27 protein-coding genes, 1 pseudogene and 1 other annotated feature are annotated in these 24057 nt (G+C 55.2%); of the genes and pseudogenes, 10 read left to right on the top strand and 18 right to left on the bottom strand.

What is annotated here, in order from left to right:
• Positions 1-4 precede the first annotated feature (4 nt).
• Positions 5-872: pseudogene (locus tag SK47_RS11815) on the top strand (ion transporter).
• A 31-nt stretch (positions 873-903) separates the two neighbouring features.
• On the opposite strand, the gene SK47_RS11810 reads toward SK47_RS11815, so the two are convergent.
• On the bottom strand, positions 904-1233 hold the full coding sequence (locus tag SK47_RS11810) for an HI1450 family dsDNA-mimic protein (RefSeq protein WP_006810881.1): 330 nt from the start codon (positions 1231-1233) through the stop codon (positions 904-906).
• Between the two features lie 33 nt (positions 1234-1266).
• Positions 1267-2727, bottom strand: coding sequence for a cardiolipin synthase (gene cls / locus SK47_RS11805; protein ID WP_003856750.1), 1461 nt, complete (start codon positions 2725-2727; stop codon positions 1267-1269).
• 143 nt (positions 2728-2870) lie between these two features.
• On the opposite strand from cls, the gene SK47_RS23940 reads away from it, so the two are divergent.
• From SK47_RS23940 to leuE, 4 genes are all read left to right on the top strand, one after another.
• Positions 2871-3044, top strand: a complete 174-nt coding sequence (locus SK47_RS23940; protein ID WP_017384232.1) for a YciY family protein — start codon at positions 2871-2873, stop codon at positions 3042-3044.
• Between the two features lie 118 nt (positions 3045-3162).
• Entirely contained in the window at positions 3163-3291 is a 129-nt protein-coding gene (locus SK47_RS24470; protein WP_208985927.1) for a KPN_01571 family protein, read from the top strand.
• Positions 3292-3302: 11 nt separating this feature from the next.
• Positions 3303-3713 carry an Exc2 family lipoprotein gene (locus SK47_RS11800; RefSeq protein ID WP_032609416.1) on the top strand — a complete coding sequence of 137 codons (411 nt, stop codon included), beginning with the start codon at positions 3303-3305 and terminating at the stop codon, positions 3711-3713.
• A gap of 67 nt (positions 3714-3780) precedes the next feature.
• Positions 3781-4416: a leucine efflux protein LeuE gene (gene leuE, locus SK47_RS11795; protein ID WP_006810877.1), complete on the top strand. Its 636-nt coding sequence runs from the start codon at positions 3781-3783 to the stop codon at positions 4414-4416.
• Positions 4417-4449: 33 nt separating this feature from the next.
• On the opposite strand, the gene SK47_RS11790 is transcribed toward leuE, so the two are convergent.
• On the bottom strand, positions 4450-4746 hold the full coding sequence (locus SK47_RS11790) for a YciI family protein (RefSeq protein WP_003856755.1): 297 nt from the start codon (positions 4744-4746) through the stop codon (positions 4450-4452).
• Positions 4747-4967: 221 nt separating this feature from the next.
• Between SK47_RS11790 and tonB the strand changes: the two genes are divergently transcribed.
• A complete protein-coding gene (tonB, locus tag SK47_RS11785) occupies positions 4968-5696 on the top strand; it encodes a TonB system transport protein TonB (RefSeq protein WP_048244306.1) in 729 nt (242 codons plus the stop codon).
• A 38-nt stretch (positions 5697-5734) separates the two neighbouring features.
• Here the strand turns inward: tonB and yciA are convergent, their stop codons facing one another.
• From yciA to SK47_RS11760, 5 genes are all read right to left on the bottom strand, one after another.
• On the bottom strand, positions 5735-6130 hold the full coding sequence (gene yciA / locus SK47_RS11780; protein ID WP_003856759.1) for an acyl-CoA thioester hydrolase YciA: 396 nt from the start codon (positions 6128-6130) through the stop codon (positions 5735-5737).
• Between the two features lie 98 nt (positions 6131-6228).
• Positions 6229-8415, bottom strand: a complete 2187-nt coding sequence (locus SK47_RS11775; RefSeq protein ID WP_048244304.1) for a TonB-dependent siderophore receptor — start codon at positions 8413-8415, stop codon at positions 6229-6231.
• Positions 8416-8595: 180 nt separating this feature from the next.
• Positions 8596-9135 carry a septation protein A gene (locus SK47_RS11770; protein ID WP_045894808.1) on the bottom strand — a complete coding sequence of 180 codons (540 nt, stop codon included), beginning with the start codon at positions 9133-9135 and terminating at the stop codon, positions 8596-8598.
• Positions 9136-9148: 13 nt separating this feature from the next.
• On the bottom strand, positions 9149-9892 hold the full coding sequence (locus SK47_RS11765; RefSeq protein WP_003856765.1) for a YciC family protein: 744 nt from the start codon (positions 9890-9892) through the stop codon (positions 9149-9151).
• Positions 9893-9917: 25 nt separating this feature from the next.
• Positions 9918-10322, bottom strand: a complete 405-nt coding sequence (locus SK47_RS11760; RefSeq protein ID WP_048244301.1) for a YkgJ family cysteine cluster protein — start codon at positions 10320-10322, stop codon at positions 9918-9920.
• A 282-nt stretch (positions 10323-10604) separates the two neighbouring features.
• On the opposite strand from SK47_RS11760, the gene ompW reads away from it, so the two are divergent.
• A complete protein-coding gene (gene ompW, locus SK47_RS11755) occupies positions 10605-11237 on the top strand; it encodes an outer membrane protein OmpW (protein WP_003856769.1) in 633 nt (210 codons plus the stop codon).
• A 286-nt stretch (positions 11238-11523) separates the two neighbouring features.
• Here ompW and yedF read toward each other — a convergent pair whose 3' ends face one another.
• From yedF to trpL, 8 genes are all read right to left on the bottom strand, one after another.
• Complete coding sequence (gene yedF, locus SK47_RS11750) at positions 11524-11757, bottom strand: sulfurtransferase-like selenium metabolism protein YedF (protein ID WP_003856774.1); 234 nt, start codon at positions 11755-11757, stop codon at positions 11524-11526.
• Complete coding sequence (yedE, locus tag SK47_RS11745) at positions 11754-12965, bottom strand: selenium metabolism membrane protein YedE/FdhT (protein ID WP_032609358.1); 1212 nt, start codon at positions 12963-12965, stop codon at positions 11754-11756. The genes yedF and yedE overlap by 4 nt, the downstream gene beginning before the upstream one ends.
• Positions 12966-13139: 174 nt before the next feature.
• Positions 13140-13949: a tryptophan synthase subunit alpha gene (trpA, locus tag SK47_RS11740; protein WP_032609356.1), complete on the bottom strand. Its 810-nt coding sequence runs from the start codon at positions 13947-13949 to the stop codon at positions 13140-13142.
• A complete protein-coding gene (gene trpB / locus SK47_RS11735; protein WP_003856780.1) occupies positions 13949-15142 on the bottom strand; it encodes a tryptophan synthase subunit beta in 1194 nt (397 codons plus the stop codon). Before trpB ends, trpA begins: the two co-directional genes overlap by 1 nt.
• A 10-nt stretch (positions 15143-15152) precedes the next feature.
• Positions 15153-16511: a bifunctional indole-3-glycerol-phosphate synthase TrpC/phosphoribosylanthranilate isomerase TrpF gene (gene trpCF / locus SK47_RS11730; RefSeq protein ID WP_003856781.1), complete on the bottom strand. Its 1359-nt coding sequence runs from the start codon at positions 16509-16511 to the stop codon at positions 15153-15155.
• A 3-nt stretch (positions 16512-16514) separates the two neighbouring features.
• Positions 16515-18110, bottom strand: a complete 1596-nt coding sequence (gene trpD / locus SK47_RS11725) for a bifunctional anthranilate synthase glutamate amidotransferase component TrpG/anthranilate phosphoribosyltransferase TrpD (RefSeq protein WP_048244299.1) — start codon at positions 18108-18110, stop codon at positions 16515-16517.
• Positions 18110-19672, bottom strand: coding sequence for an anthranilate synthase component 1 (locus SK47_RS23710; RefSeq protein ID WP_032609352.1), 1563 nt, complete (start codon positions 19670-19672; stop codon positions 18110-18112). Before SK47_RS23710 ends, trpD begins: the two co-directional genes overlap by 1 nt.
• Positions 19673-19695: 23 nt before the next feature.
• Positions 19696-19790 (bottom strand) — a sequence feature (Trp leader region).
• Entirely contained in the window at positions 19767-19811 is a 45-nt protein-coding gene (gene trpL / locus SK47_RS23935; protein ID WP_071524153.1) for a trp operon leader peptide, read from the bottom strand. It overlaps the preceding feature by 24 nt.
• A gap of 127 nt (positions 19812-19938) precedes the next feature.
• Here trpL and rnm point away from each other — a divergent pair, with 127 nt between their 5' ends.
• The 3 genes from rnm to rluB all read left to right on the top strand — a co-directional run bounded on the left by rnm (position 19939) and on the right by rluB (position 22422).
• Positions 19939-20832 (top strand): RNase RNM, encoded by an 894-nt coding sequence (gene rnm, locus SK47_RS11715; protein WP_023314252.1) that lies wholly within the window; start codon positions 19939-19941, stop codon positions 20830-20832.
• Positions 20829-21449 (top strand): L-threonylcarbamoyladenylate synthase, encoded by a 621-nt coding sequence (locus SK47_RS11710; RefSeq protein WP_003856793.1) that lies wholly within the window; start codon positions 20829-20831, stop codon positions 21447-21449. Before rnm ends, SK47_RS11710 begins: the two co-directional genes overlap by 4 nt.
• A gap of 97 nt (positions 21450-21546) precedes the next feature.
• Positions 21547-22422 (top strand): 23S rRNA pseudouridine(2605) synthase RluB, encoded by an 876-nt coding sequence (gene rluB / locus SK47_RS11705; protein ID WP_003856794.1) that lies wholly within the window; start codon positions 21547-21549, stop codon positions 22420-22422.
• Positions 22423-22458: 36 nt separating this feature from the next.
• On the opposite strand, the gene cobO is transcribed toward rluB, so the two are convergent.
• Positions 22459-23049 carry a cob(I)yrinic acid a,c-diamide adenosyltransferase gene (gene cobO / locus SK47_RS11700; protein WP_023314251.1) on the bottom strand — a complete coding sequence of 197 codons (591 nt, stop codon included), beginning with the start codon at positions 23047-23049 and terminating at the stop codon, positions 22459-22461.
• Positions 23046-23807 carry a YciK family oxidoreductase gene (locus SK47_RS11695; RefSeq protein ID WP_017384219.1) on the bottom strand — a complete coding sequence of 254 codons (762 nt, stop codon included), beginning with the start codon at positions 23805-23807 and terminating at the stop codon, positions 23046-23048. The genes cobO and SK47_RS11695 overlap by 4 nt, the downstream gene beginning before the upstream one ends.
• Positions 23808-24057 lie beyond the last annotated feature (250 nt).

Here is a 24057-nt window from a genome sequence, read left to right as displayed (position 1 = left end):
TGACATGATGTCAGCCCTTATTTTTCGAGGTTAATGTGTCGCGATTATTCACGTCGGCCCGTCAGCGGCTGTATCACCTTTTATTTGATCCTGAAACGGTTTCCGGTCGCCGCTTCGAAGGTCTGTGTGGTTTATTTGCGCTGATTAGCGTCATTATTATCTTTATCGAATCCGGCGCCGGAACGCAGTACCACATGACGTATGAGGAGTGGCACGTTTTCGTCTGGCTGGAATTGATTGTCACGCTGGTGTTTACTGCGGAATATGTGCTGAGGGTCATTAGCTGGCCAAATCCGGCGAAATACGTTTTCAGCTTCTGGGGATTTATTGATTTAGCCACCATCCTGCCGCTGTATGTCATGTGGCTGTGGCCTGAGATCAGCCTGAATTATGTGTTTGCCTGGCGTGCAATGCGGGCGATTCGCGTGTTACGAATTCTCAAACTGCTGCGCTTTATGCCGTCGCTGCGGGTTTTTTGGGTCGCCATTGTTAGCGCCCGCCACCAGCTGATTCTCTTCTATTCGTTTATTGCTATCGTGATGATCGTTTTTGGCTCCCTGATGTATTTAATCGAAGGGCCAAAATACGGGTTTACCACGCTTAATGCGTCTGTTTACTGGGCTATCGTCACGGTGACCACCGTGGGCTATGGCGATATTACCCCGCATACGCCGCTCGGACGTATTGTGGCATCGGTTCTTATCCTGATCGGCTATTCAGTAATAGCGATACCAACGGGGCTAATTACCACCCATATGAGCAGCGCCTTCCAGAACAGCAAGCAGCAACGCAAATGTCCGAATTGTCAGCAGGGGAATCATGAACCCGGCGCGCGGTTTTGTCACCGCTGTGGAAATGCCTTACCGGATTAAATAAAAAAGGCTGCGCGGGCAGCCTTTTTTATTATTCGCGCCAGAGAATATGGCACAGTTTGTGATCTTTCTCGCGGCACAGCAGGACGCGGGCAAAGATGTCGTTAATTTCTCCGCCGTCTTCATCTGCCAGGCCAATCACCACCTCTGCGAAGAAGTCCGGGTTGAGGTCAAAATCGACGTGTTCGGCCCAGTCTTCAGACGGATCGAACAGCTCAGCACCGCCACGCTCTTCAAATTGCAGGTTGAAAAGAATGACGTCAGCAGGGTCGAGATTATCGACCGCCAGCTCGAGAAAAATATCGTAGGCCTGTTCGAGCGTTTCGTCTTCGGTCAGGCGATTGTTCAGATCCATTTCCATGATGACTACCTGTTAAACATCGTTGGGCACGTTTTACAGCAACGGGCTAAAGAAGTAAAACAGTCGTTCGGCAATTCGCTGCCACAGCGGACGTTTCGCCCACAGTCTGGCGTCCAGCAGGCGTGAGCGGGAGATATAATCGTCCTGAACCGCCGCCAGATCGCCACCGAATCCGGCGTCATCAATGACCAGCGTAATTTCAAAATTCAGCCACAGACTGCGCATATCGAGGTTGACGGTACCCACCAGGCTCAGCTCTCCGTCCACCAGCACGCTCTTGGTGTGTAACAGCCCGCCTTCGAACTGATAAATTTTAACGCCTGCGGCCAGCAGCTCACTAAAGAACGCGCGGCTTGCCCATCCCACCAGCAGGGAATCGTTCTTGCGCGGCATAATAATGCTCACATCCACTCCGCGCTGTGCCGCTGTACAGATGGCATGCAGAAGGTCGTCGCTGGGAACGAAATAGGGCGTGGTCATGATCAGATATTCCCGCGCGGAGTACGCGGCGGTCAGCAGTGCCTGATGGATCAGATCTTCCGGGAAGCCAGGACCGGAGGCGATAGTGTGGATAGTGTGCCCGCTGGCTTCCTCAAACGGCATGATATTGCCATCCGGCGGCGGGGGAAGAATGCGTTTCCCGGTTTCAATTTCCCAGTCGCAGGAGTAGACGATGCCCATCGAGGTCGCGATCGGTCCTTCCATCCGCGCCATCAAATCGATCCATTGCCCCACGCCGGAATCCTGCTTGAAGAAGCGGGGGTCAACCATGTTCATGCTGCCGGTGTAGGCGATATAGTTATCGATCAGAACCATTTTCCGGTGCTGGCGGAGATCCATGCGGCGCAGAAAGACGCGGAAAAGATTCACTTTCAGCGCCTCGACCACCTCGATACCGGCGTTACGCATCATGCCTGCCCACGGGCTACGGAAAAAGGCCACGCTGCCGGCGGAGTCCAGCATCAGGCGGCAGTGGATACCGCGACGTGCAGCGGCCATCAGTGATTCGGCGACCTGGTCCGCCATGCCGCCCGGCTGCCAGATATAAAACACCATCTCGATATTGTGTCGGGCGAGCTGGATATCACGGATCAGCGCCTGCATCACGTCATCAGAAGAGGTCATCAGTTGCAGCTGATTGCCTTTTACCCCAGCAATCCCCTGGCGGCGTTCGCACAGCTTGAACAGAGATGCGGCCACGCTGCTGTTCTCTTCAGCGAAGATATGCTTGCAGGCTTTAAGGTCGGCAAGCCATTTCGCCGTGGAGGGCCACATGGCGCGGGCGCGTTCGGCGCGGCGTTTACCCAGATGAAGTTCACCGAAAGAGAGATAGGCGATGATGCCCACCAGCGGCAGGATGTAGATAATCAGAAGCCAGGCCATGGCGGAAGGTACCGCTCTGCGTTTCATCAGAATGCGCAACGTCACCCCGGCAATTAACAGCCAGTATCCTAAAATGACCAGCCAACTCACCACGGTGTAGAAGGTTGTCATAAATAAAAAATCCTTTTGAAAGCGTATTGTTATGAGTTTACGCATCAGGATTCATCTGGCAAATAAAAACGGCAGATAAAAGCGCTGGTTTGCCGCCTGCTTAGGCATATAATGGCATCTCTGTTAGAGAAAGAGTTGTAGACATGAAGCGCAGTAGAACTGAAGTTGGGCGCTGGCGCATGTTGCGACAGGTGAGTCGTCGTAAGGCTCGTTGGCTGGAAGCACAATCCCGCCGCAATATGCGTATCCACGCCATCAGAAAATGTGGCCTGAACAGACACCGTAACGCGCTGTTGTTCGCAGTCCAGGACATCTGAAAAGCATGAAGGGCACCGTAAAGGTGCCCATTAAACATCCAGGCTATCAATTTTTGCAGTCTCCTTCCGTTTGCTTTCCACGATATACTAAGTCCCCATAACGTCATGATATTAAAAGATGAATCCTTATCTCTGGATTTTTATTGTACTTTTGGCGCTGGATGCGCTCAGAGAAGATTTAGGACTTTCGTCATTTTCCTCATTGGCAGATTATGTTTTCGCATGGGGAATACATTGGCTTTATTAAAGGAAAAAAGGATGAACGGAAAAGTAATGGCAGCACTCTTTGGGATTGCGATATTAAGCGGTTGTGCCAGCAGCAAAACCTCACCCGAACGGCACGCGTTTTATTTCGTGTCGCATCAGTCCAGCTTTACTGGCGGCAATTACACCTCCAGCGTGCAGAAAAATTATCAGCTGAACGTGGCGCAGTTCCGCGAGCTTTATGCCCGGGGCAAAGCTGACCGCGCGGAAGGGCGGACTCAGGCTGAAGCCAGTGAATACGCGCAAAGCATTCGCGATCAGCTGAAAGAAAATGCGAAGTCGCAGGAATTGTTCGCAGGCAACGCGAAGGATAAATGGTCTTCGGACATGGACAGTAAAGACGCCCTGTTATTTGGTAACGAACTGGCCGCGACTTATCTTGATGGCTATAACGGCGTACAATAGCGCAACTGATTCAGGGGATACCGTAATTACCGGTATCCCCGCTGTTTTTGAGCGAAAGGAGTAAGACGTGTTTGCGGAGTTTGGTGTACTGAATTTCTGGACCTATGTTGTCGGCGCATTTTTTATCGTGCTGGTTCCAGGACCGAACACCTTGTTTGTGCTGAAAACAGGGATTGGCCACGGCGTTAAGAAAGGCTATCTGGCAGCCACCGGTGTGTTTATTGGTGATGCCGTGCTGATGTTTCTGGCCTGGGCAGGCGTCGCCGCGTTGATCCAGACCACTCCGGTATTATTTAATATTGTCCGCTATCTGGGCGCGTTTTATCTGCTGTGGCTGGGCGGAAAAATGCTCTGGTCCGTTATGACGCGTCAAAAAAATGCGCACGAAAGTAGCGCCGAACCGGCAAGCGCAATCCTTAAGCGTTCGCTGGTGCTGAGCCTGACGAACCCGAAAGCGATTCTCTTTTACGTGTCGTTCTTCGTACAGTTCATTGATGTCAATGCGAAGAATACCGGCACGTCGTTCCTGATCCTCGCCACAACGCTTGAGCTGATCAGCTTCATGTACATGAGCTTCCTGATTTTCTCAGGCGCGTTTGTCACGCGTTACCTCAAAACCAAAAAGAAACTGGCGAAGCTGGGGAACGGGCTGATAGGTCTGCTGTTTGTCGGATTTGCGGCGAGGCTGGCGTCGCTGCACTGAATGAAGAAAAGGCTCCTGAGGGAGCCTTTCGTTTCAGAATACTTTTTTATACGGACGAACCGTGACTTTCTCGTACACGCCGGCTGCGACGTACGGGTCTGCTTCTGCCCAGGCCTGCGCGGCTTCAAGAGATTCAAACTCGGCAATCACCGTGGAGCCGGTAAAACCCGCCGCGCCTGGATCGTTGCTGTCAACGGCAGGCATCGGGCCTGCGGTCAGCAACCGACCTTCATCCTGTAGCAACTGTAAACGCGCCAGATGGGCAGGGCGAACGGAAAGACGTTTTTCCAGAGAATCAGGTACATCTTCAGCGTAAATCACGTAAAGCACGGCAAAGCTCCTTAACCGGTAAAAGTGACAATTACGTTATGTGAAAGCACAAATGACTGCAATGTAAAGATAATAACAATGTTAAAACCCTGATCTGGATGCCCCTTTTTTGCCCTCATGTACGCTTAAATTGCGCCAGGACAAAGTGTCTTATTGAATATGATTGCTATTTGCATTTAAAATCAAGGTTCGGTTTTTTAACGTTGATGATTATGACTTCGATGACCCTTGATTTACCTCGCCGCTTTCCATGGCCGACGCTGCTTTCCGTCGTTATTCACGGTGCTGTCGTGGCGGGTCTGCTCTATACCTCGGTTCATCAGGTTATTGAAATGCCGGCGCCAGCGCAGCCAATTTCTGTGACCATGGTATCGCCTGCGGATCTTGAGCCGCCGCAGGTTGCGCCGCCGCCACCACAGCCCGTTGTTGAACCCGAGCCGGAGCCAGAGCCAGAGCCGGTTCCTGAACCGCCGAAAGAAGCGCCGGTGGTGATCCATAAGCCGGAGCCGAAACCTAAGCCGAAGCCAAAACCCAAGCCGGTCAAAAAGGTGGAAGAGCGGCCGAAACGCGAAGTGCGTCCGGTTGAGCCACGCGCCACGCAGCCGGTTGAAAATGCCGCCCCGTCACGTCCGCTGATGAATAACACCACGACCGCGACAAAACCGACGGTAACGGTGCCAGCAGGCCCGCGCGCGCTGAGCCGTAACCAGCCGCAGTACCCGGCACGTGCTCAGGCGTTACGTATTGAAGGGCGTGTACGGGTGAAATTCGACGTTACGGCCGATGGACGTGTCGATAACGTGGAAATCCTGTCCGCACAGCCGGCGAATATGTTTGAACGTGAAGTTAAATCGGCCATGCGCAGGTGGCGCTATGAAGCCGGTAAACCCGGCAATGGGTTGATTGTGAACATTGTCTTCCGCCTGAACGGCGGGGCACAGATGGAATAAAAGAAGCCTCCGCAAGGAGGCTTTTTTTTACCTGAGGATCAGCTCCGTGGAAGCTGGCGGGGCTTACCGTCGCTATCCACCGCCACATAGATGAACAATGCCTCCGTCGCCTTATAGCGCTGACCAATCGGTTCAGAAGAGACTTTTTTCACCCAGACTTCAATGTTGATGGAGACAGACGTATTGCCGCGTTTTACGCAGCGTGCATAACAGCACACCACGTCCCCCACCGCTACAGGACGCAGGAAGGTCATGCCATCGACCCGGACGGTTACCACGCGCCCGTGTGCAATCTCTTTTGCCAGGATTGCACCGCCCATATCCATCTGAGACATCAACCAGCCGCCAAAAATATCGCCATTGGCATTCGTATCCGCAGGCATTGCCAGTGTGCGTAAAACCAGTTCGCCCTGTGGGGCGTCATTTGTTGTCATTGTTTTTAAACTCGTAACTGAAGACTTCAGGCGGGATGCTACTATGATTTCTGGCTGGAGAGAATAGGGTTAGCGCCCGCTGAGCAGGCGCCTTAGGGTCAGAAGGACAGGGTCACGCCTGCGTAATACGCACGGCCTGGTTCGTTATAGGTCGATGCACCGTCATTTTCACGATAAATCTGCTTGTCAAAGAGGTTGCTGATGCCGGCATTCAGGCGCAGGTTTTTGGTCAGCTGATAGTTACTGCCGATACCCACGATGGAATACGCGCCGATCTCTCTGTTGGACATCGCATTTTCCTCTTTGCGGATTTCAGCGTTTTCTCTGGGCTTCTGGCGGCCGTACATCGTCCAGCTTACGTTGGCTGAAAGCTTGCTGTTAACCTCCCAGTCCAGCATGGTGTTGACGGTATATTTGGGGATAATCGACAACGGATTACCGGTGTCTTTACTTTTAGACTGAATCATATACGTCGCATTAGTACGCCAGGTTAGCGTGTCGCGAATAACAGGGACGGTGAGGTTGCCTTCCAGCCCTTCAACAACGGCCTTTCCTCCGTTCTGCCACTGAAGGATATTTGCGCCGCTGCTTGTCTGGCCCAGCACATCCGTTCCTGAAACGATCTTGTTTTTGTAATCGTTGCGGAACCAGGTTATGCCAGCCTCGTAGCCTTCCAGCGCAAAGGCCAGGCCAATCTCTTTGTTCACGCTGATTTCAGGATCCAGATCCGGGTTGCCTAACAAATAACAGCTTCCTTCGGAAACGTTGTTCGGGCAGCCATTACCGCGGGTGGAAAGCAGATAGCCTTCGCTGGATTGATACAGGTTTGGCGCTTTAAATACCCGAGCGATACCCGCTTTAACCTTGAACATGTCACCCAAATCCTGAGAGACGTTCAGGCTAGGGCTCCAGTTGCTGCCGAACTGATTGTGATAATCAAAGCGGATCCCTGGGATCAGGTTGGTGCCCTGACGCGCTTCAATATTGTCCTCAAGATAGATGCCGGTGAGGTCAGCGCTGTTTTTGCTGTTGCGCTCAGAAGCCGTGCCGGGAACGCCGTTAATCACTTCTCCCGACACATTTGTCGCCTGCATTGAGGCCGGATCGTTCAGTTCATCACGGTTCCATTCTGCACCCACGGTTAGCGTCTGTTCGACCAGCCAGAAGAAAGGAATGTTCAGCTCACCCGTTGAACGGTATGACTCCAGCCGGCTGGTATCGTATTTATCGCTATTGATCATCCCCTCAACTTTGCCCGTAGAGCCTTCTTCCAGGCGGGTGTTGTTGGTCTTTTCATAATAGACACCGAACTTTGACTGACCCCAGTCCCAGATGCCGTTGTGCGTAATGCCATAAGACTGGCGGTACATTCGGTTGGTTTCGTGTCCATACAGGGACGACACCAGACCGTCAGGGCTGACGTTGCTGTTGCTGTATTGAGTATCACCCGCGTAGATATTGCCCTGGCGGCTGTAGCTGTAGTCGAAATCGATAATCTGCTGTGGCGTGAGTTTCCAGGAGAGCAGGGCATTGATGTCCTTGTTGCGCACGCCTTCACGTCCGGCGGCGTAAGAGCCGTTTTGCGCGGTGTTGATGTCCTGAGCATCTGCGTCGGTTTTGTTGATATTCCCGTACAGGCGCATCGTTAACGCATCGCCCGCAAGAGGGCCGCTCAGATCAAAATTAGCGCGTTTTGTCGCCCCCTCTTTATCATTTTCAGGCTGGTTAGTGTACAGGGAGAGTGAGCCGTGCCAGTCGTTGGTCGGGCGTTTGGTAATGATGTTGACGACGCCGCCGGCCGCCCCCGAACCATAGCGGGCGGCAGCAGGTCCCCGGAGCACTTCAATGCGCTCAACCATCTCTGGCGGAACCCAGTTAGTATCCCCGCGGGTGTCGCGCTCCCCGCGCCAGCTGTAGCGCACCGAGTTACGTGACGTCACCGGCACACCGTCAATCAGAATCAGCGTGTTCTCCGGCCCCATACCGCGGATGTCGATCTGGCGGTTGTTACCGCGGCTGCCTGTCGCGCTGTTTCCGGTGAGGTTAACCCCGGGCATTTTGCGAATAATTTCTGAAAGATCGTTAACCGGTGGATCCTTTTCTATGTCCTTTGCCGTGATGATGGAAACCCCCGGCTGTTGCTTCAGCGCCTCTTCAGCGGTGGCCTGAACAACCATTGTTTCACCATCGGCGAGAGTCTCTTCCGCTGCGTGTGCGCTCTGGTATAGCGTTGAAAAAATGGCGAGCGTAAGTGTAGCCGGGGCAAATCTTATTATGTTATTCATCAACTCATTTCCATTTGTTAAAAATGCGATGACGAATATTAATGATAGTCATTCTCATTATAATAAAGTGACAGCAATCTCCATAAAATCTTCATGATTCAGACATTTTCGCAGGAAGGATGTAGAGAAAAGAGAAGGCGGGAAAAGAGGCCAGACCGCGTGGCGATCTGGCCAGAAGGATCAGTGATTGTCATCCTGCGGCATGTGGCGATAAATATAAACGCCGCTGAGCAGGGTGAAGATAAGAGTCAGCGCCGTCAGGCCAAACACCTTGAAGTTGACCCAGATATTCTGCGGGAGCCAGAATGCGATATAGATATTCGCCAGACCACACAGAATAAAAAATAGCGCCCAGGCGATATTCAGACGCCCCCACACAGCCTGCGGCAGGGTCAGTTCTTTCCCCAGCATGCGCTGGATCAGTGGCTTCTTCATCACCCACTGGCTGATGAGGAGTGCGCCCGCAAACAGGCCGTAAATCACCGTGACCTTCCATTTGATAAATTCATCATTGTGGAAGAACAATGTCAGACCACCAAACACCGCCACCATCAGGAAGGTGATGAGCGCCATCTTTTCAACTTTGCGATAGCGAACCCAGCTGTAAATCAGCACCACAGCCGTTGCCACAATCAGCGCCAGCGTGCCGGCATAAATGTCGTACAGCTTATAAAAAGCGAAAAATACGATCAGCGGTAAAAAATCAAGAAACTGCTTCATTCTGCGATCCCAGTTACTGACGAATTAACATGTACAGGCGGAACAAATAGACCAGCAGCACGGCTGAAATCAGATTGCTCAGCGTATTGGCGACAACCGCTCCGACGTTTGGCGTTAACACCGCAAAATTCGGCGCAAACAGCAACAGCAGAGTCTTGGCCAGCAGCCAGCTGATAACGGCCGGGGCGACCAGTCGCATATTGGCCCATGCGAGCCTGATGCTGCTGCGCATGGCGGTGAAAATGCCCAGTTTGTCCTGCACAACCATTACTGGCGCGAATGAAAGCACGATAGCCAGCAGCACGCCCGGAACGACCACCAACATGATCCCCATCTGGACCAGCAGCGTGGTCAGGAAGATGAGGATAAACAGCTTTGGCAGCACCGGAGCACTGGCCCCGATTGCACGTAACGCGCTGACGCGTTGGCCGGCAGATACCAGTTGGATCATCAGCAACACGCCACCCGCCAGAATGGCGTTGCCAATCAGACCCGAGAAGGTAGATGCCGCAGATGCGCGCAGCAAGATTTGCTGTTGCTCAGGCGTCATATTCTGCACAAGGTCAAACAACCCTGCGCTGCCTGCAAGATGATCCCCCTGGCTCAGCGTGGCAATCTGTTCATCACTGGGTGAGAACGCATGACCCAGCACCACCGTAATAAAGGCGCACAACAACGCGATCAGTAAAAAGGTAATGAACTGATTGCGGAAAAAATTTCCCGTGTCACGGTAGACAGACTTCGCCGTGATAGACATGCACTCTCCTTGAGTATTGCAGGTGTTAATTAGCCGGCAATTGTACACCGGATAACACGCTGGTGGCAGCATCAAGGCTTGTATGGAAAAGCATATCTTTGTAAAGCGGCGGTAATCCATAGCGGGCGCGGGCGCGATTGCATGCCTCATTGACCTGCCCATCCTCTCCCGACATCGCGAAAGTGCGACACGGGCTGGGGCGATCCGCGTAAATGGAGCAGCGGGTGGATACCCCAGGTTCACCTTCCAGTGCCACACAGCGGCTCTGTTTTTGATTGGTGCCGCGCATACAGCGCAGAAAAGGGGTTAAGGGTTCAGTGAGATCGACCGGAACGGTGCCGCCGCCATCGCTGGCTTCAGCCCAGTAGAAAGAGACTTGAAAATACGCACAACAGGCTCCGCACGTCATGCACGGGTTATGATCACTCATGGCACACCTGCAAAAGTAGAACGCATCAAATCACATTGTGAGAGCGATAAATTATCCAGCCGCTACAGGAAGCGCAAGAGAGGGAAAACAGAAAATTTTGTAACCATGAAATGCCAAAAATTGACGCGGTAACAACTTATTGCTTTATGAGGCGTCACCAAAAATTAACCTAGATCAATGAATGTTAACTTACTGGTTTTAATGTGATCTGTGTTAGATCACTTATTACTCATTTGTGAGTATATTCTCCTCCGCAATTAAAACCACAACGATGGAGCGGATATGAAAAAATTAGCGGTGGCAGCCCTCATCTTAAGCAGTCTCTCTGGCGGCGCTTACGCGCATGAAGCAGGTGAATTCTTTATTCGTGCCGGTTCGGCAACGGTACGTCCAACGGAAGGGTCCGACAATGTGCTGGGTATGGGCGGGTTTAACGTTAGCAATAACACCCAGTTAGGCCTGACGTTTACGTATATGGCAACGGATAACATTGGCGTCGAGCTTTTAGCCGCCACGCCATTCCGTCACCGCGTCGGTTTAGGACCGACCGGGGACATTGCCACGGTGCACCATTTGCCACCAACGCTGATGGCGCAGTGGTACTTCGGCGATTCCAGCAGCAAGGTGCGCCCTTATATTGGTGCAGGCGTTAACTACACCACCTTCTTTGATGAGAAATTTAACGATACTGGTAAAGAGGCCGGGCTCTCCGATCTCAGCCTGAAAGACTCGTGGGGCATGGCGGGACAGGTTGGTCTGGATTATCTGATTAATCGTGACTGGCTGATCAACGCCTCTGTCTGGTATATGGACATTGATACGGACGTGCGCTTTAAAGCTGGCGGGCAGCAGCAAAGTATCAATACCCGTCTGGATCCGTGGGTATTTATGTTCTCAGCAGGCTATCGTTTCTGACAGAAGATATATCCCCTGTCAGCCGGTGATTGCTGTATGGTGGTTGTTCCACACACCTGTCTGGAGGGGATATCCCCAACATCAAATTTGAGTGTCCGGTTTGTGCAGGTAAACAGTTTCAGTTCACGACGTTCAGCCCAGCACATAGCCTACCTCACGGTGCTATCTGTTCCGTTTGCGGAACAGATAGCACCATTCATTCATGCCTGCCGAAGCTCAGACGACGACGGTGGCCAAAGCCAGTAAACTAGAAAAGGCCTCTGAGAGGCCTTTTTCGATCGTGAAATCACTTCTGAATTAAATAACGAATGGTTGGTCCGTCCTGCTGGATATCCAGCACGGTATAGCCGTGATTTTTGGCATCAAGCGGAATGTTATTGATCGACTGGGGGCAATCGCTCACCACTTCCAGAATTTCACCTTTCTTTAGCTGCGGTAGCGCTTCAAGCGTGGCGACGGCCGGGTAAGGGCAAGGTTCACCCACCATATCGAGACGATAATCAGGCACGATCTCTTTCATGCGGCATTCTCCTGAGTTTCAGTTTTGGCGGTGGCGCGTCGGAAGAAGCGCTTCTCATGTGCAACAACCAGTAAGAAGGCGATGAGCAGCAGGGCATAGGTCACCAGGAGCCCCCCGAGTGGACCAAAGGTTTTCAGCAGGTTGACCTTGTCCCAGTTTGTTGCCAGCACCGGAGAGACGTCATCCCAGTAGCAGGCCAGAAGGGTAGAGCCAATCACGTTACCCAGACCCACCCACCAGTAATGCACCTGGCCTTCCACAGCGCGATACATCCAGCCGGTTTCACACCCGCCCGCCAGCACGATGCCAAAGCCAAACAGCAGCCCGCCAATCACGGCATTTGGGCCCGCCCACATAATTTTTGGCTCCACGCCGAGCTGAACATAGCTGAAGATGCCAATTGCGCTCACGGCCATGCCGGCAATGATCGCCTTCGCCATCATGGTGCGTCCGGTGATCCACATATCGCGAAACGCGGAGGTAAAGCAGATCTGCGCGCGTTCAATCAGCAGACCAAAGCCGACGCCGAACAGCATGGCCAGACCGAGTTTGGGCTGATTCATTGCCGTGCAAATCGCCCAGGCAACCATAGCAAAAAAGACCAGCATACCGAGGCGGAAACGACGACGCGCCTGATCGGGTTTTTGCGTTAACGGAGAGGCAGCGCTAACTTTCGTCATTTTCACCGGAATGCGGAACAGCGGCAGCAGGGTGAATTTAGCACCGAAGTAGGAGCCGATGGCGGTGGCGACGGCAAAGAACCAGGCATGCAGCGAGAACTGCGGAATGCCGGTAAAGAACGCGGCCAGATTACAGCCCATCGCCAGACGAGCGCCAAACCCGGCAATGATGCCGCCGACCACGGCCTGCATAATGCGGATGCGGCTTTTCGGCATGCGCAACTTAACGTTGTTGGCCCACAGCGCGGCCGCAAAACAGCCGCCGAACATGCCAATGATCATCATTCCGTCGATGCGGGTCAGCGGTGTGCCCTCAAGATGGATCAGTTTGAAGTAGCCCCACTCTTCGGCATGGACGCCTGCCAGCTGTAATAGCTGCCCACCCCAGCGGGTAAACTCGCCCGTAACAGCCCAGAAGGTGCCGGTAATACCGAAATAATAGGTAGAGAGAATGCCTGCCGCGATAACGGCCGGAACAGGTGACCAGAACTTAACCAGGTAAGTCTGTTTGAAGGAATACCATGACATGAATAACCTCTGAACTCAGAAGGGTAACGCTAAAAAGAGCCCAGATCATACGCTTACGCGAAAGTTTGGAAAGTCATTCACACCGAAAATATCGACAGGATCAATTTTGACCTGCTTCTTTCAGGAAGAGAGGAGGGAAAACCGCCTGACGCCGGGGCCAGACGGTGTTAACGGTTACGCCTTGCGCGTGGCCGCTTTCATGGATGTGACGAATGCGTGTAATTCAGCCAGCATCTGCTGTGGCTTATCCACGTTCTTCTCGATAATTTTCACGATAGCCGAACCCGAAATGGCCCCGGCGGCTTTCGCGTCAATCGCCGCAGTAACCTGATCCGGTGAGGAAATGCCAAAGCCCTGAAGCGGCGGTGCAGCATGGTATTCTGCAAGCTTCTCCACCAGATGATGCAGCGGCAGCGCGGCTTTGTTTTCCGCACCGGTGACGCCCGCACGGGAGAGCAGGTAGGTGTAACCTCGTCCGTAAGAGGCAATCTGGCGCAACAGATCGTCATCGGCATTCGGTGGACAGATGAAAATCGGCGCGACGTTGTGGCGCATTGCCGCCTGACGGAATGGCGCAGACTCTTCAACGGGCACGTCAGCCACCAGCACGGAGTCAACGCCCACGCGGGCGCACTCTGCGTAAAACGCATCAATGCCGCGGCTGAACACCAGGTTGGCGTACATCAGCAGGCCGATCGGAATGGTCGGGTGCTTCTGACGGATCGCCGCCAGCATTTCAAAGCACTGGCTCGGCGTCACGCCCGCGGCAAACGCGCGTAGCGTTGCGTTCTGAATGGTCGGGCCATCCGCCAGCGGATCGGAGAACGGAATACCGAGCTCCAGCGCGTCGGCACCGGCATCAATCAGGGTGTCGATAATCTTCAGCGACTGCTCCGGGCCGGGGTCGCCCAGCGTCACGAAGGGAACGAACGCGCCTTCCTGGCGGGCTTTCAGTTGTGCAAATGCGTTGTCGTAGCGTTCCATCAGATTTCCCCTCGTGCTTTCAGAATATCGTGAACGGTGAAGATATCTTTGTCACCGCGACCGGAAAGGTTTACCACCAGCAGCTGCTCTTTTTCCGGGTTTTCCTTCATCATTTTCAGCGCGTGCGCCAGCGCGTGGGAAGACTCCAGCGCCGGGATGATCCCTTCATTGCGGCACAGCGTTTTGAAGGCCTCCAGCGCTTCGTCATCGGTGATGGAGACATAATCCGCGCGGCCGGTGCTGTTCAGGAACGCGTGCTGCGGCCCTACGGACGGGAAATCCAGCCCGGCAGAGATCGAGTAAGACTCCTCAATCTGCCCTTCATCGGTCTGCATCATCGGGGCCTTCATGCCGAAGTAGATCCCCACGCGGCCATGCTTCAGCGGCGCACCATGCTCGCCCGTTTCAATGCCGTGGCCGGCAGGCTCAACGCCAATCAGCCCAACGCTGGTTTCGTCGATAAAATCGGCAAACATGCCGATGGCGTTAGATCCGCCGCCAACGCAGGCGATCACCGCATCCGGCAGGCGACCCTCTTTTTCGAGGATCTGCGCTTTAGTCTCTTCGCCGATCATGCGCTGGAATTCACGCACGATGGTCGGGAACGGGTGCGGGCCCGCGGCGGTACCGAGCATGTAGTGGGCGGTTTCGTAGCTGCCAGACCAGTCGCGCAGCGCTTCATTACAGGCATCTTTCAGCGTGGCAGAACCGCTGTGCACCGGGATCACTTCCGCCCCCATCAGACGCATACGGAACACGTTTGGCGACTGGCGCTCAACGTCCTTCGCCCCCATGTAAATGCGGCATTTCAGGCCGAGCAGGGCGCTGGCGAGCGCTGAGGCCACACCGTGCTGCCCCGCGCCGGTTTCGGCGATGATTTCGGTTTTACCCATCCGCTTCGCGAGCAGCGCCTGGCCCAGCACCTGGTTAGTTTTATGCGCGCCACCGTGCAGCAAATCTTCACGCTTAAGATACAGCGTAGTTTTAGTGCCTTCGGTCAGGTTGCGGCACTTTGTCAGCGCCGTCGGACGACCGGCGTAGTTTTTCAGCAGGTCAGTAAACTCCGCCTGAAACGCCGGATCTTTCTGTGCGCTCACGAACGCTTCTTCCAGCTGGCGCAGCGCGGGCATCAGGATTTGTGGGACATACATCCCACCGAACTCACCAAAATACGGGTTAAGTAATGTCGTCATCTTCTTTTCCTTAATATGCACGCAGAGTTTTAAATACCGATGCCAGCTTGCTGGCGTCTTTAATGCCCGGTTGGGACTCTACGCCTGAATTGAAATCGAGGCCGGCGCAGCCGGTTTTGGCCGCTTCCACACAGTTATCGGGGCTTAATCCCCCCGCCAGCAGGACATTGTCCAGCACTTCGCCACGCAGCAGTGACCAGTCGAAACGCTGCCCCGTGCCGCCCTGGCCGTTGTCGAGCACGTATTTATCAACATGCTTCAGGTTACGCGCGGGCAGGGTGGCGCCAACGCTTTGCGCTTTCCAGATCTGAACCTGAGGCGCCAAAGCATGTCGCAGAGCATCAATGTACGCCTGATCTTCATCGCCATGCAGCTGAACCGCGCTCAGGGATAACGCGTCCGCTTTAGCCGCAACGTCGTTAATATCCGCATCGCGGAACACGCCCACGTAGTTCAGTGGCGCAGCCGCCATCACCTTGCGCGCCTGTTCCTCATTAACGGCGCGAGGAGAGGACTCAACAAAGATCAGACCACCATAGATTGCGCCCGCTTCATATGCGGCCTGCGCATCCTGTTCACGGGTCAGGCCGCAGACTTTGTTCTCACCCAACAGCACGCGGCGCACGGCCGCATTAAGATCGTCGTGTTCCATCATCGCGGAGCCGATCAGGAAACCGTTGGCAAAGTGGCTGAGTTCGCGCACCTGAGCGTAGCTGTTTATCCCGGATTCGCTGATCACCGTGACGCCCGCGCCCAGACGCGGCGCAAGCTGGCGCGTACGGTTGAGGTCAATCGACAGGTCGCGCAGGTCGCGGTTGTTAATGCCGACCACTTTGGCTTCCAGCGCGATGGCGCGCTCCAGCTCCTCTTCGTTGCTCACTTCGGTCAGTACGCCCATATTCAGGCTGTGCGCGACGGCGGAGAGCTGGCGATACTGCTCGTCATCCAGCACGGAGAGCATCAGCAGGCAGGCATCGGCCTGGTAAAAGCGCGCCAGCCAGATCTGATACGGGTCGATAATAAAGTCTTTGCACAGAATCGGCTGCGGCGCGATGCCGCTGACTACGGGCAGAAAATCGAAGCTGCCCTGAAAATATTTCTCATCCGTCAGCACAGAAATGGCAGACGCATGATGCTTGTAGATACCGGCAATACGCGCCGGGTCGAAATCGTCACGGATCACGCCTTTGGACGGAGACGCTTTTTTACACTCCAGAATAAACGCGGTACGCGCGCCCTGAAGCGCATCATAAAAACGACGGCTGCTCGGAACGACGTCATTCTGAAAACTGGCGAGCGGCTGCTGTTGCTTGCGGGCTTCCACCCAGATGGCCTTATCGGCGACGATTTTCGCTAAAACGGTCTGCATTATTTACCCTCTTGCCGCAAGTGCGGTAACGCGATCGTAAGCTGCACCGGAGCGCAGTACGGCCAGAACTTTTTGGGCGTTGGCTTTTAGATCTTCCTCGCCATGTAAACGCATCAGCATGGCTACGTTGGCCGCCACGGCGGCCTCATGGGCGGCCTCACCTTTACCTTGTAATAAGCGCGTGAGAATGTCACGGTTTTCTTCCGGCGTGCCGCCCGCCAGGGCGTCCTGATGGTACGGGGTCAACCCGAAGTCAGCGGCCTCAAGCTGATAGTTCAGCACTTCGCCGTTATTCAGTTCCGCCACCAGCGTGGGCGCATGCAGGGAAACTTCATCCATCCCGCCGCTGTGTACCACGGCGGCGCGTTGGTAACCGAGGACGCGCAGCGTCTCCGCAATCGGCAGGACCAGCTCCGGGCTGTAAACGCCAATCAGCGCCAGCGGCGGGTGCGCCGGGTTAATGAGTGGACCGAGCACGTTAAACAGCGTGCGGGTTTTAAGCTGCTGGCGAACCGGCATCGCGTGGCGGAAACCGGTGTGATACTTCGGCGCAAACAGGAAACAGACGCCCAGGTCATCCAGCGCTTCACGGGAACGCTCGGCGTTCATGTCCAGGTTGATACCGAAAGCTGCCAGCAGGTCGGACGATCCTGAACGGCTGGACACGCTGCGGTTGCCGTGTTTCGCCACTTTCAGACCGCATGCCGCGGCCACAAAGGCGCTGGCGGTGGAAATATTGATACTGTTACTGCCGTCGCCACCGGTCCCGACAATATCGGCAAACGGGTAGTCCGGGCGCGGGAACGGGGCGGCATTTTCCAGCAGCGCGGTTGCCGCGCCGGCGATCTCCTGCGGGCTTTCGCCGCGCACTTTCATGCTCACCAGCGCAGCGGCCAGCTGCTCAGGCTTCAGCTCGCCGCGCACGACGGCGGAGAACAGCTGGTGGCTCTCCTGCTGGCTCAGGGTCTGAGCCTGATACAGTTTTTCCAGAATCGGTTGCAGGGTGTTGGTCTGCTCCAGCTTTTGCAGCGCCCAGTCGAGCGTTTGCTCCAGCAGGCGCGCGCCGTTGGACGTCAGGATAGATTCCGGGTGGAACTGCATCCCGCAGACGCGATCCGCATCATGACGCACCGCCATCACCATCCCTTCAAACGAGGCGTTAATGGTCAGCCCGGCCGGAATGTTGCTGCCAACCAGCGAGTGGTAACGCGCTACCGGAAGCGGGTTCGGCAGCCCGGCAAACATCGCCTGACCGTCATGTTCAATGCTTGACGCTTTGCCATGCAGGATCTCCCCCGCCTGACCCACGTAACCGCCGTAGGCTTCGACAATCGCCTGATGGCCAAGGCAGATGCCGATAATCGGCAGCTTGCCGCGCATACGGGTCAACAGCTCAGGCATACAGCCTGCTTCGCTCGGTGCGCCTGGGCCCGGGGAGAGCATCAGCACCGGGTTTTGCATGGTCGCCAGACGGTCAATCAGCGTCTGGGCCGGAACGTGGTTGCGATAGATAACGACGTTGTGACCATTCGCACGCAGCTGATCTGCCAGGTTGTAGGTAAAGGAGTCGATATTATCGAGCAGCAGAATGTCAGCCATCAGAAAATCTCCTGTGCATGGTGTGCGGTAGCAATGGCGCGCAGTACCGCGCGCGCTTTACTGCGGGTTTCGTCGGCTTCCGACTGCGGAACAGAATCCAGCACAATCCCGGCCCCGGCCTGGACGGTGGCAATGCCGTCCTCAACGTAGGCGGAGCGGATCACGATGCAGGTATCAAGGTCACCGTGAGCGGTGAAATAGCCCACGGCACCACCGTAGCTGCCGCGACGGCGTCCTTCCGCTTCGGCGATCAGCTGCATAGCGCGGACTTTCGGCGCGCCGCTCAGGGTGCCCATGTTCATGCAGGCGCGGTAGGCGTGCAGAACGTCGAGGTCGTGGCGCAGTTCACCCACCACCCGGGAGACCAGGTGCATGACGAAGGAGTAGCGGTCGACTTTGGTCAGGTCCGCCACGTAGCGGCTGCCTGGCGTGCAAATGCGTGCCAGATCGTTACGCGCCAGGTCAACCAGCATCAGGTGTTCGGAGAGCTCTTTATGGTCGGTACGCATTTCCAGTTCGATGCGGCTGTCGAGATCGCGGTCCAGGGAGCCATCGGCACGACGGCCACGTGGACGGGTTCCCGCTATCGGGTAGATCTCAATCTGGCGGCTGGTGGCGTCGTACTTGAGGGAGCTTTCCGGCGACGCGCCAAACAGGGTGAAATCATTGTCCTGCATAAAGAACATGTACGGGCTTGGGTTGCTCTTTTTCAGCACATCGTAAGCCGCCAGCGGCGACGGGCAGGGCAGTGAAAAGCGACGGGACGGCACCACCTGGAAAATCTCCCCGGCACGAATCGCTTTTTGCATCTGACGCACCACCGCGCCGTACTGATCGTCGGTCTGACTCACCTCGCAGGTCATCTTTTCAACACGCTGCACCGGCAGCGCGGGCGGTGCTTCCGACATCTGCTGTTGCAGTTGGGCGATGCGCTGCGCGAGGCGATTTTTCTCAGACGCAGACGGCGTGAACAGGCTGGCCTGGATGCGGGTGTATTTTTTCTGATGGTCGATCACCAGCAGGGTTTCGGCCAGGTAGAAGCAGTAGTCCGGGCAGCGGTTACCCTGCTCGGTTTCCGGTAAATCTTCAAAGCCAGCAACCAGGTCGTAAGCAAACAGCCCGCCAAAGAACATCGCTTCGCGCTCATCTTCCGGCATGGCCACCAGATTTTGCAGCAGACGGAAGGCGTCAAAAACGGAGAGCGAGCAGAGGCGGGCATCCTCATCCAGCAGCTGGCTTACCGGTGGGAAATGCAGAATTCGCAGGTCCGGATGACGCTCATTTTCAATACCTGAAGGCAGAGCCGCATCCAGCAGCGGCAGCAGCGATGCGCCATTCTCAGATAACGCCTTAATGGTGACGGTGTCACCCGACGCGGTAATGCGCAGCGCGCTGTCAACCAGCAGCAGGCTTTTAAGATCGTCCTTGCTGTCAATGTCAGCAGATTCCAGCAGCAGCGTCGCGGGACGTGCGCCGCACACCTGATGAAACAGCGCGGTAGGGTTATGGCGATAGGCCGCCTCGCAGGTCAGCAGTTCGAGGTGGGGTTTGGCTGTTTGCATGTTGTTGTTCTCATATTCTGTTCAATAAAAAGCCCGCTGGGTAGCGGGCCGGGTATCTGTTTGCTTATCGCAGACGCGTAACACTGCCCGAAGATCAGGAAGTACGCCACCAACCGTGCAGAGCGAAATGTGCTGTCATTTTCAGATACCTTTCTCGTGTGAACTTGCGTACTAGTTAACTAGTTCGATGACGTGTTGTCAACCCCTGATTTCAGTATTTCACGGTTAGTCGGTATCATAGGGGCTTCGGATGTCTCCAACCTGTTATGGGAAGTGCTTTGAGCGATACCACCTACGCCGTAATTTATGATTTACACAGCCATACGCAGGCTTCAGATGGCCTGCTGACACCCGAAGCCCTGGTCCATCGCGCCGTTGAAATGCGTGTCGGCACGCTGGCAATAACCGATCACGATACCACTGACGGCATTCCCGCCGCGCGCGCCGAGATTGTCCGCAGCGGACTGGCGCTGGATCTGGTGGCCGGGGTCGAGATCTCGACGGTCTGGGAAAACCACGAAATTCATATCGTTGGTCTGAACATCGATACAGAACATCCGGCCATGCGTGCTTTTTTGCAGGAACAAAAAACACGCCGCAATCAACGCGCGGAGATGATTGGCGAACGTCTGGAAAAAGCGCATATTCCCGGTGCGCTGGAAGGCGCGCGAAAGCTGGCGAACGGTGGGGCGGTGACGCGCGGCCATTTCGCCCGTTTTCTGGTGGATGCCGGTAAGGCGACGACCATGGCGAATGTCTTTAAAAAGTATCTGGCGCGCGGGAAAACCGGATACGTTCCCCCACAGTGGTGTACAATAAAACAAGCTATTGATGTGATTCATCATTCTGGCGGTAAGGCCGTGCTGGCCCATCCGGGGCGGTATAATCTTTCTGCTAAATGGCTGAAAAGACTGCTGGCACACTTTGCCGAATGCGGCGGTGAGGCGATGGAAGTTGCCCAGTGTCAGCAGGCACCCAATGAGCGTTCGCAGCTCGCGACCTACGCCCGTCAGTTTGGCCTGCTTGGCTCACAGGGTTCAGATTTCCATCAGCCCTGCGCGTGGATTGAACTGGGGCGCAAGCTCTGGTTACCCGCGGGCGTTGAGCCTGTCTGGCAGCTCTGGGAACAGCCACAGCAAATTGAAGAGAGGGAAGTATGAGTCAGTTTTTCTATATCCATCCGGATAACCCCCAGCCACGTCTGATTAATCAGGCCGTGGAGATCGTCCGCAAAGGCGGCGTTATTGTCTACCCAACCGATTCTGGCTACGCGCTGGGCTGTAAAATTGAGGACAAAGGGGCGATGGAGCGCATCTGTCGCATCCGCCAGCTGCCGGACGGCCACAACTTTACCCTGATGTGTCGCGATCTCTCTGAACTGTCGACCTACGCTTATGTTGATAACGTGGCCTTTCGCCTGATTAAGAACAACACGCCCGGTAACTACACCTTCATTCTGAAAGGGACAAAAGAGGTGCCGCGTCGTCTGTTGCAGGAAAAACGTAAAACCATCGGCATGCGCGTGCCGTCGAACCCGATTGCCCAGGCGCTGCTGGAAACCCTCGGCGAGCCGATGCTCTCCACATCGCTGATGCTGCCGGGCAGTGAGTTTACCGAGTCCGACCCGGAAGAGATCAAAGATCGTCTGGAGAAGGTGGTGGAGCTGATTATCCATGGCGGCTATCTTGGCCAGCAGCCGACCACCGTGGTGGATCTCACCGAAGACGCGCCAGAAGTCATTCGTGAAGGCGTGGGCGATGTTAAGCCTTTCTTGTAAGGGTGTAAGCAGATATACTACGCGGCCATCAAAGCAGGGCGCCGCCCTGTTTTTGACCTGATTCGACGCCTGTGAAGGCGACACCTGAGGAAGCTCAATGAGCGAGAAGTTACAGAAAGTGCTGGCGCGTGCCGGCCACGGTTCGCGCCGTGAAATCGAAGCCATTATTGAAGCAGGCCGCGTGAGTGTGGACGGTAAAATCGCCACGCTCGGTGACCGCGTTGAAATCGTACCGGGGCTGAAGATCCGCATTGACGGCCATCTTATCTCCGTGAAAGAGTCTGCTGAACAGATCTGCCGCGTGCTGGCTTACTACAAGCCTGAAGGCGAACTGTGTACCCGCAACGATCCGGAAGGTCGCCCGACGGTGTTTGACCGTCTGCCAAAACTGCGTGGCGCCCGCTGGATTGCCGTAGGACGTCTGGACGTGAACACCTGCGGCCTGCTGCTGTTCACCACCGATGGTGAACTGGCAAATCGTCTGATGCACCCGAGTCGTGAAGTGGAACGTGAATACGCCGTTCGTGTTTTCGGCCAGGTTGATGAGAACAAACTGCGCGACCTGTCGCGTGGCGTTCAACTGGAGGACGGCCCAGCGGCGTTCAAAACCATCAAGTTTACCGGTGGTGAAGGCATTAACCAGTGGTACAACGTTACCCTGACAGAGGGACGTAACCGCGAGGTGCGTCGTCTGTGGGAAGCGGTCGGTGTCCAGGTGAGCCGTTTGATTCGCGTCCGCTATGGCGACATTCTGCTGCCGAAAGGCCTGCCACGTGGCGGCTATACCGAGCTGGATCTGACGCAAACCAACTACCTGCGCGATCTGGTTGGCCTGACGCCAGAAACCACGTCGAAAGTGGCGGTAGAGAAAGATCGTCGTCGCATGAAGGCGAATCAGATCCGCCGTGCGGTGAAGCGTCACAGCCAGGTTAGCAGCAATCGCCGCTCTGGCAGCCGTAATAACAACGGTTAATCGAAAAGCCCGGTGAATATACCGGGCTTTTTTTCTTCAGTAATCAATCCCCATTTGCGCTTTGATACCCGCATCGAACGCATGCTTAACCGGACGCAGCTCGCTGACGGTATCGGCCAGCTCCAGAATATCCCGATGACACCCGCGCCCCGTGACGATAACCGTCTGATGCGCTGGGCGGTTTTTCAGGGCAGCCAGCACGGCCTCCAGAGGCAGGTAGTCATAAGCCACCATATAGGTGATCTCATCCAGCAACACCATGTTCAGCGACGGGTCTGAAAGCATTCTTTTGGCATGCTCCCAGACGGCGAGGCAGGCTGCGGTATCGGTTTCTCGGTTCTGGGTATCCCAGGTAAAACCGGTCGCCATCACCTGAAACTCAACGCCATGCGGCTCGAGCAGATTACGCTCGCCGTTGGGCCATTCACCCTTGATAAACTGGATCACGCCCACTTTCTGCCCATGTCCGACTGCGCGGGTGGCGGTACCAAATGCGGCGGTGGTTTTTCCTTTACCGTTGCCGGTGAACACGATGAGGATCCCGCGCTCGTCCTGAGCGGCCGCCACGCGTGCATCAACCTGTTCTTTCAGACGCTGCTGGCGCTGCTGATGCCGATCTTCACTCATTGCGATATCCCCGGTTTGCGGCCTGGCTGGGCATCGAATGTCATTCCGGTTTTACGACGGCTGTCGTCACCCATCAGCCACAGGTAAAGAGGCATAATATCGGCCGGGGTTTTAAGCTTTTGCGGATCTTCTGTCGGGAAGGCGCTGGCACGCATTTTGGTGCGCGTACCGCCCGGGTTAATACAGTTAACCCGCAGGTGGCGGCTTTGGTACTCTTCGGCCAGCACCTGCATCATTCCTTCGGTGGCAAATTTTGAGACGGCGTAAGCCCCCCAGTTCGCACGCCCCTGACGCCCCACGCTGGAGGAGGTAAAGACCAGCGAGCCGGAATCGGAGTTGAGTAATAAAGGAAGCAAGGCCTGGGTCAGAAAAAACGTCCCGTTGACGTTAACCTGCATCACCTGCTGCCAAATCTCTGGATCCTGTTCATCCATCGGGCGCACTTCGCCCAGTAACCCCGCGTTGTGCAGTACGCCATCCAGACGCGGATAATGCGTGCTGATACGCTGGGCAAGGGCCTGACATGACGCTGGCGTACAGGTCAGCAGATCGAGCGTATACCAGGGCGTGGGGGTACCGCCGGCGTTTTCGATTTCACGGGCGACGGCCTTGAGCTTTTCTTCATTACGTCCCAGCAGAATAAGGCTCGCACCGTATTCAGAATAGGTCAGCGCCGCTTCGCGACCAATCCCGTCGCTGGCACCGGTAACCAGAATGATGCGGTTCTGTAGAAGGTTTTTTTGTGGCTGATAATGCACGGTGGCTCCTCAGGCGCATTGGGCGTAACTTGCACCTTTATTTATGACTTTTCGGCTTTATGCCCGAAACAGCGTCAGAATTCAATCAGTCTACAGGACAGATCGCTGGGAAATTAACAATTTGCAAAGATTTAAACCAGAAACGGGGGATTCCTGAAGCCGCCTCGCAGAGGTAATGTCCAGAGCGAGACGCCTGCGCAGGGCTGTTGTACACTGGCGTGAAAGATTCGTGGTTAAATCAAGGTGGAAC

Source organism: Enterobacter sp. BWH52, assembly GCF_001037565.1.
Classification (GTDB): domain Bacteria; phylum Pseudomonadota; class Gammaproteobacteria; order Enterobacterales; family Enterobacteriaceae; genus Enterobacter; species Enterobacter hormaechei_C.
Note: the sequence above shows the minus strand (reverse complement) of the source record. Positions and strands in the feature narration are given on the sequence as shown.

Coding starts and splice junctions, on each gene's coding strand:
- ompW (WP_003856769.1), top strand. CDS start 10,605: ATGAAAAAATTAGCGGTGGCAGCCCTCATCTTAAGCAGTCTCTCTGGC.
- trpD (WP_048244299.1), bottom strand. CDS start 18,110: ATGGCTGACATTCTGCTGCTCGATAATATCGACTCCTTTACCTACAAC.
- tonB (WP_048244306.1), top strand. CDS start 4,968: ATGACCCTTGATTTACCTCGCCGCTTTCCATGGCCGACGCTGCTTTCC.
- yedE (WP_032609358.1), bottom strand. CDS start 12,965: ATGTCATGGTATTCCTTCAAACAGACTTACCTGGTTAAGTTCTGGTCA.
- SK47_RS11710 (WP_003856793.1), top strand. CDS start 20,829: ATGAGTCAGTTTTTCTATATCCATCCGGATAACCCCCAGCCACGTCTG.
- yedF (WP_003856774.1), bottom strand. CDS start 11,757: ATGAAAGAGATCGTGCCTGATTATCGTCTCGATATGGTGGGTGAACCT.
- SK47_RS11760 (WP_048244301.1), bottom strand. CDS start 10,322: ATGAGTGATCATAACCCGTGCATGACGTGCGGAGCCTGTTGTGCGTAT.
- yciA (WP_003856759.1), bottom strand. CDS start 6,130: ATGACAACAAATGACGCCCCACAGGGCGAACTGGTTTTACGCACACTG.
- cobO (WP_023314251.1), bottom strand. CDS start 23,049: ATGAGTGAAGATCGGCATCAGCAGCGCCAGCAGCGTCTGAAAGAACAG.
- SK47_RS11800 (WP_032609416.1), top strand. CDS start 3,303: ATGAACGGAAAAGTAATGGCAGCACTCTTTGGGATTGCGATATTAAGC.
- trpB (WP_003856780.1), bottom strand. CDS start 15,142: ATGACGACATTACTTAACCCGTATTTTGGTGAGTTCGGTGGGATGTAT.
- SK47_RS11765 (WP_003856765.1), bottom strand. CDS start 9,892: ATGTCTATCACGGCGAAGTCTGTCTACCGTGACACGGGAAATTTTTTC.
- rluB (WP_003856794.1), top strand. CDS start 21,547: ATGAGCGAGAAGTTACAGAAAGTGCTGGCGCGTGCCGGCCACGGTTCG.
- trpCF (WP_003856781.1), bottom strand. CDS start 16,511: ATGCAGACCGTTTTAGCGAAAATCGTCGCCGATAAGGCCATCTGGGTG.
- trpA (WP_032609356.1), bottom strand. CDS start 13,949: ATGGAACGCTACGACAACGCATTTGCACAACTGAAAGCCCGCCAGGAA.
- rnm (WP_023314252.1), top strand. CDS start 19,939: ATGGGAAGTGCTTTGAGCGATACCACCTACGCCGTAATTTATGATTTA.
- SK47_RS23940 (WP_017384232.1), top strand. CDS start 2,871: ATGAAGCGCAGTAGAACTGAAGTTGGGCGCTGGCGCATGTTGCGACAG.
- cls (WP_003856750.1), bottom strand. CDS start 2,727: ATGACAACCTTCTACACCGTGGTGAGTTGGCTGGTCATTTTAGGATAC.
- SK47_RS11770 (WP_045894808.1), bottom strand. CDS start 9,135: ATGAAGCAGTTTCTTGATTTTTTACCGCTGATCGTATTTTTCGCTTTT.
- SK47_RS24470 (WP_208985927.1), top strand. CDS start 3,163: ATGAATCCTTATCTCTGGATTTTTATTGTACTTTTGGCGCTGGATGCG.
- SK47_RS11810 (WP_006810881.1), bottom strand. CDS start 1,233: ATGGAAATGGATCTGAACAATCGCCTGACCGAAGACGAAACGCTCGAA.
- SK47_RS11775 (WP_048244304.1), bottom strand. CDS start 8,415: ATGAATAACATAATAAGATTTGCCCCGGCTACACTTACGCTCGCCATT.
- SK47_RS23710 (WP_032609352.1), bottom strand. CDS start 19,672: ATGCAAACAGCCAAACCCCACCTCGAACTGCTGACCTGCGAGGCGGCC.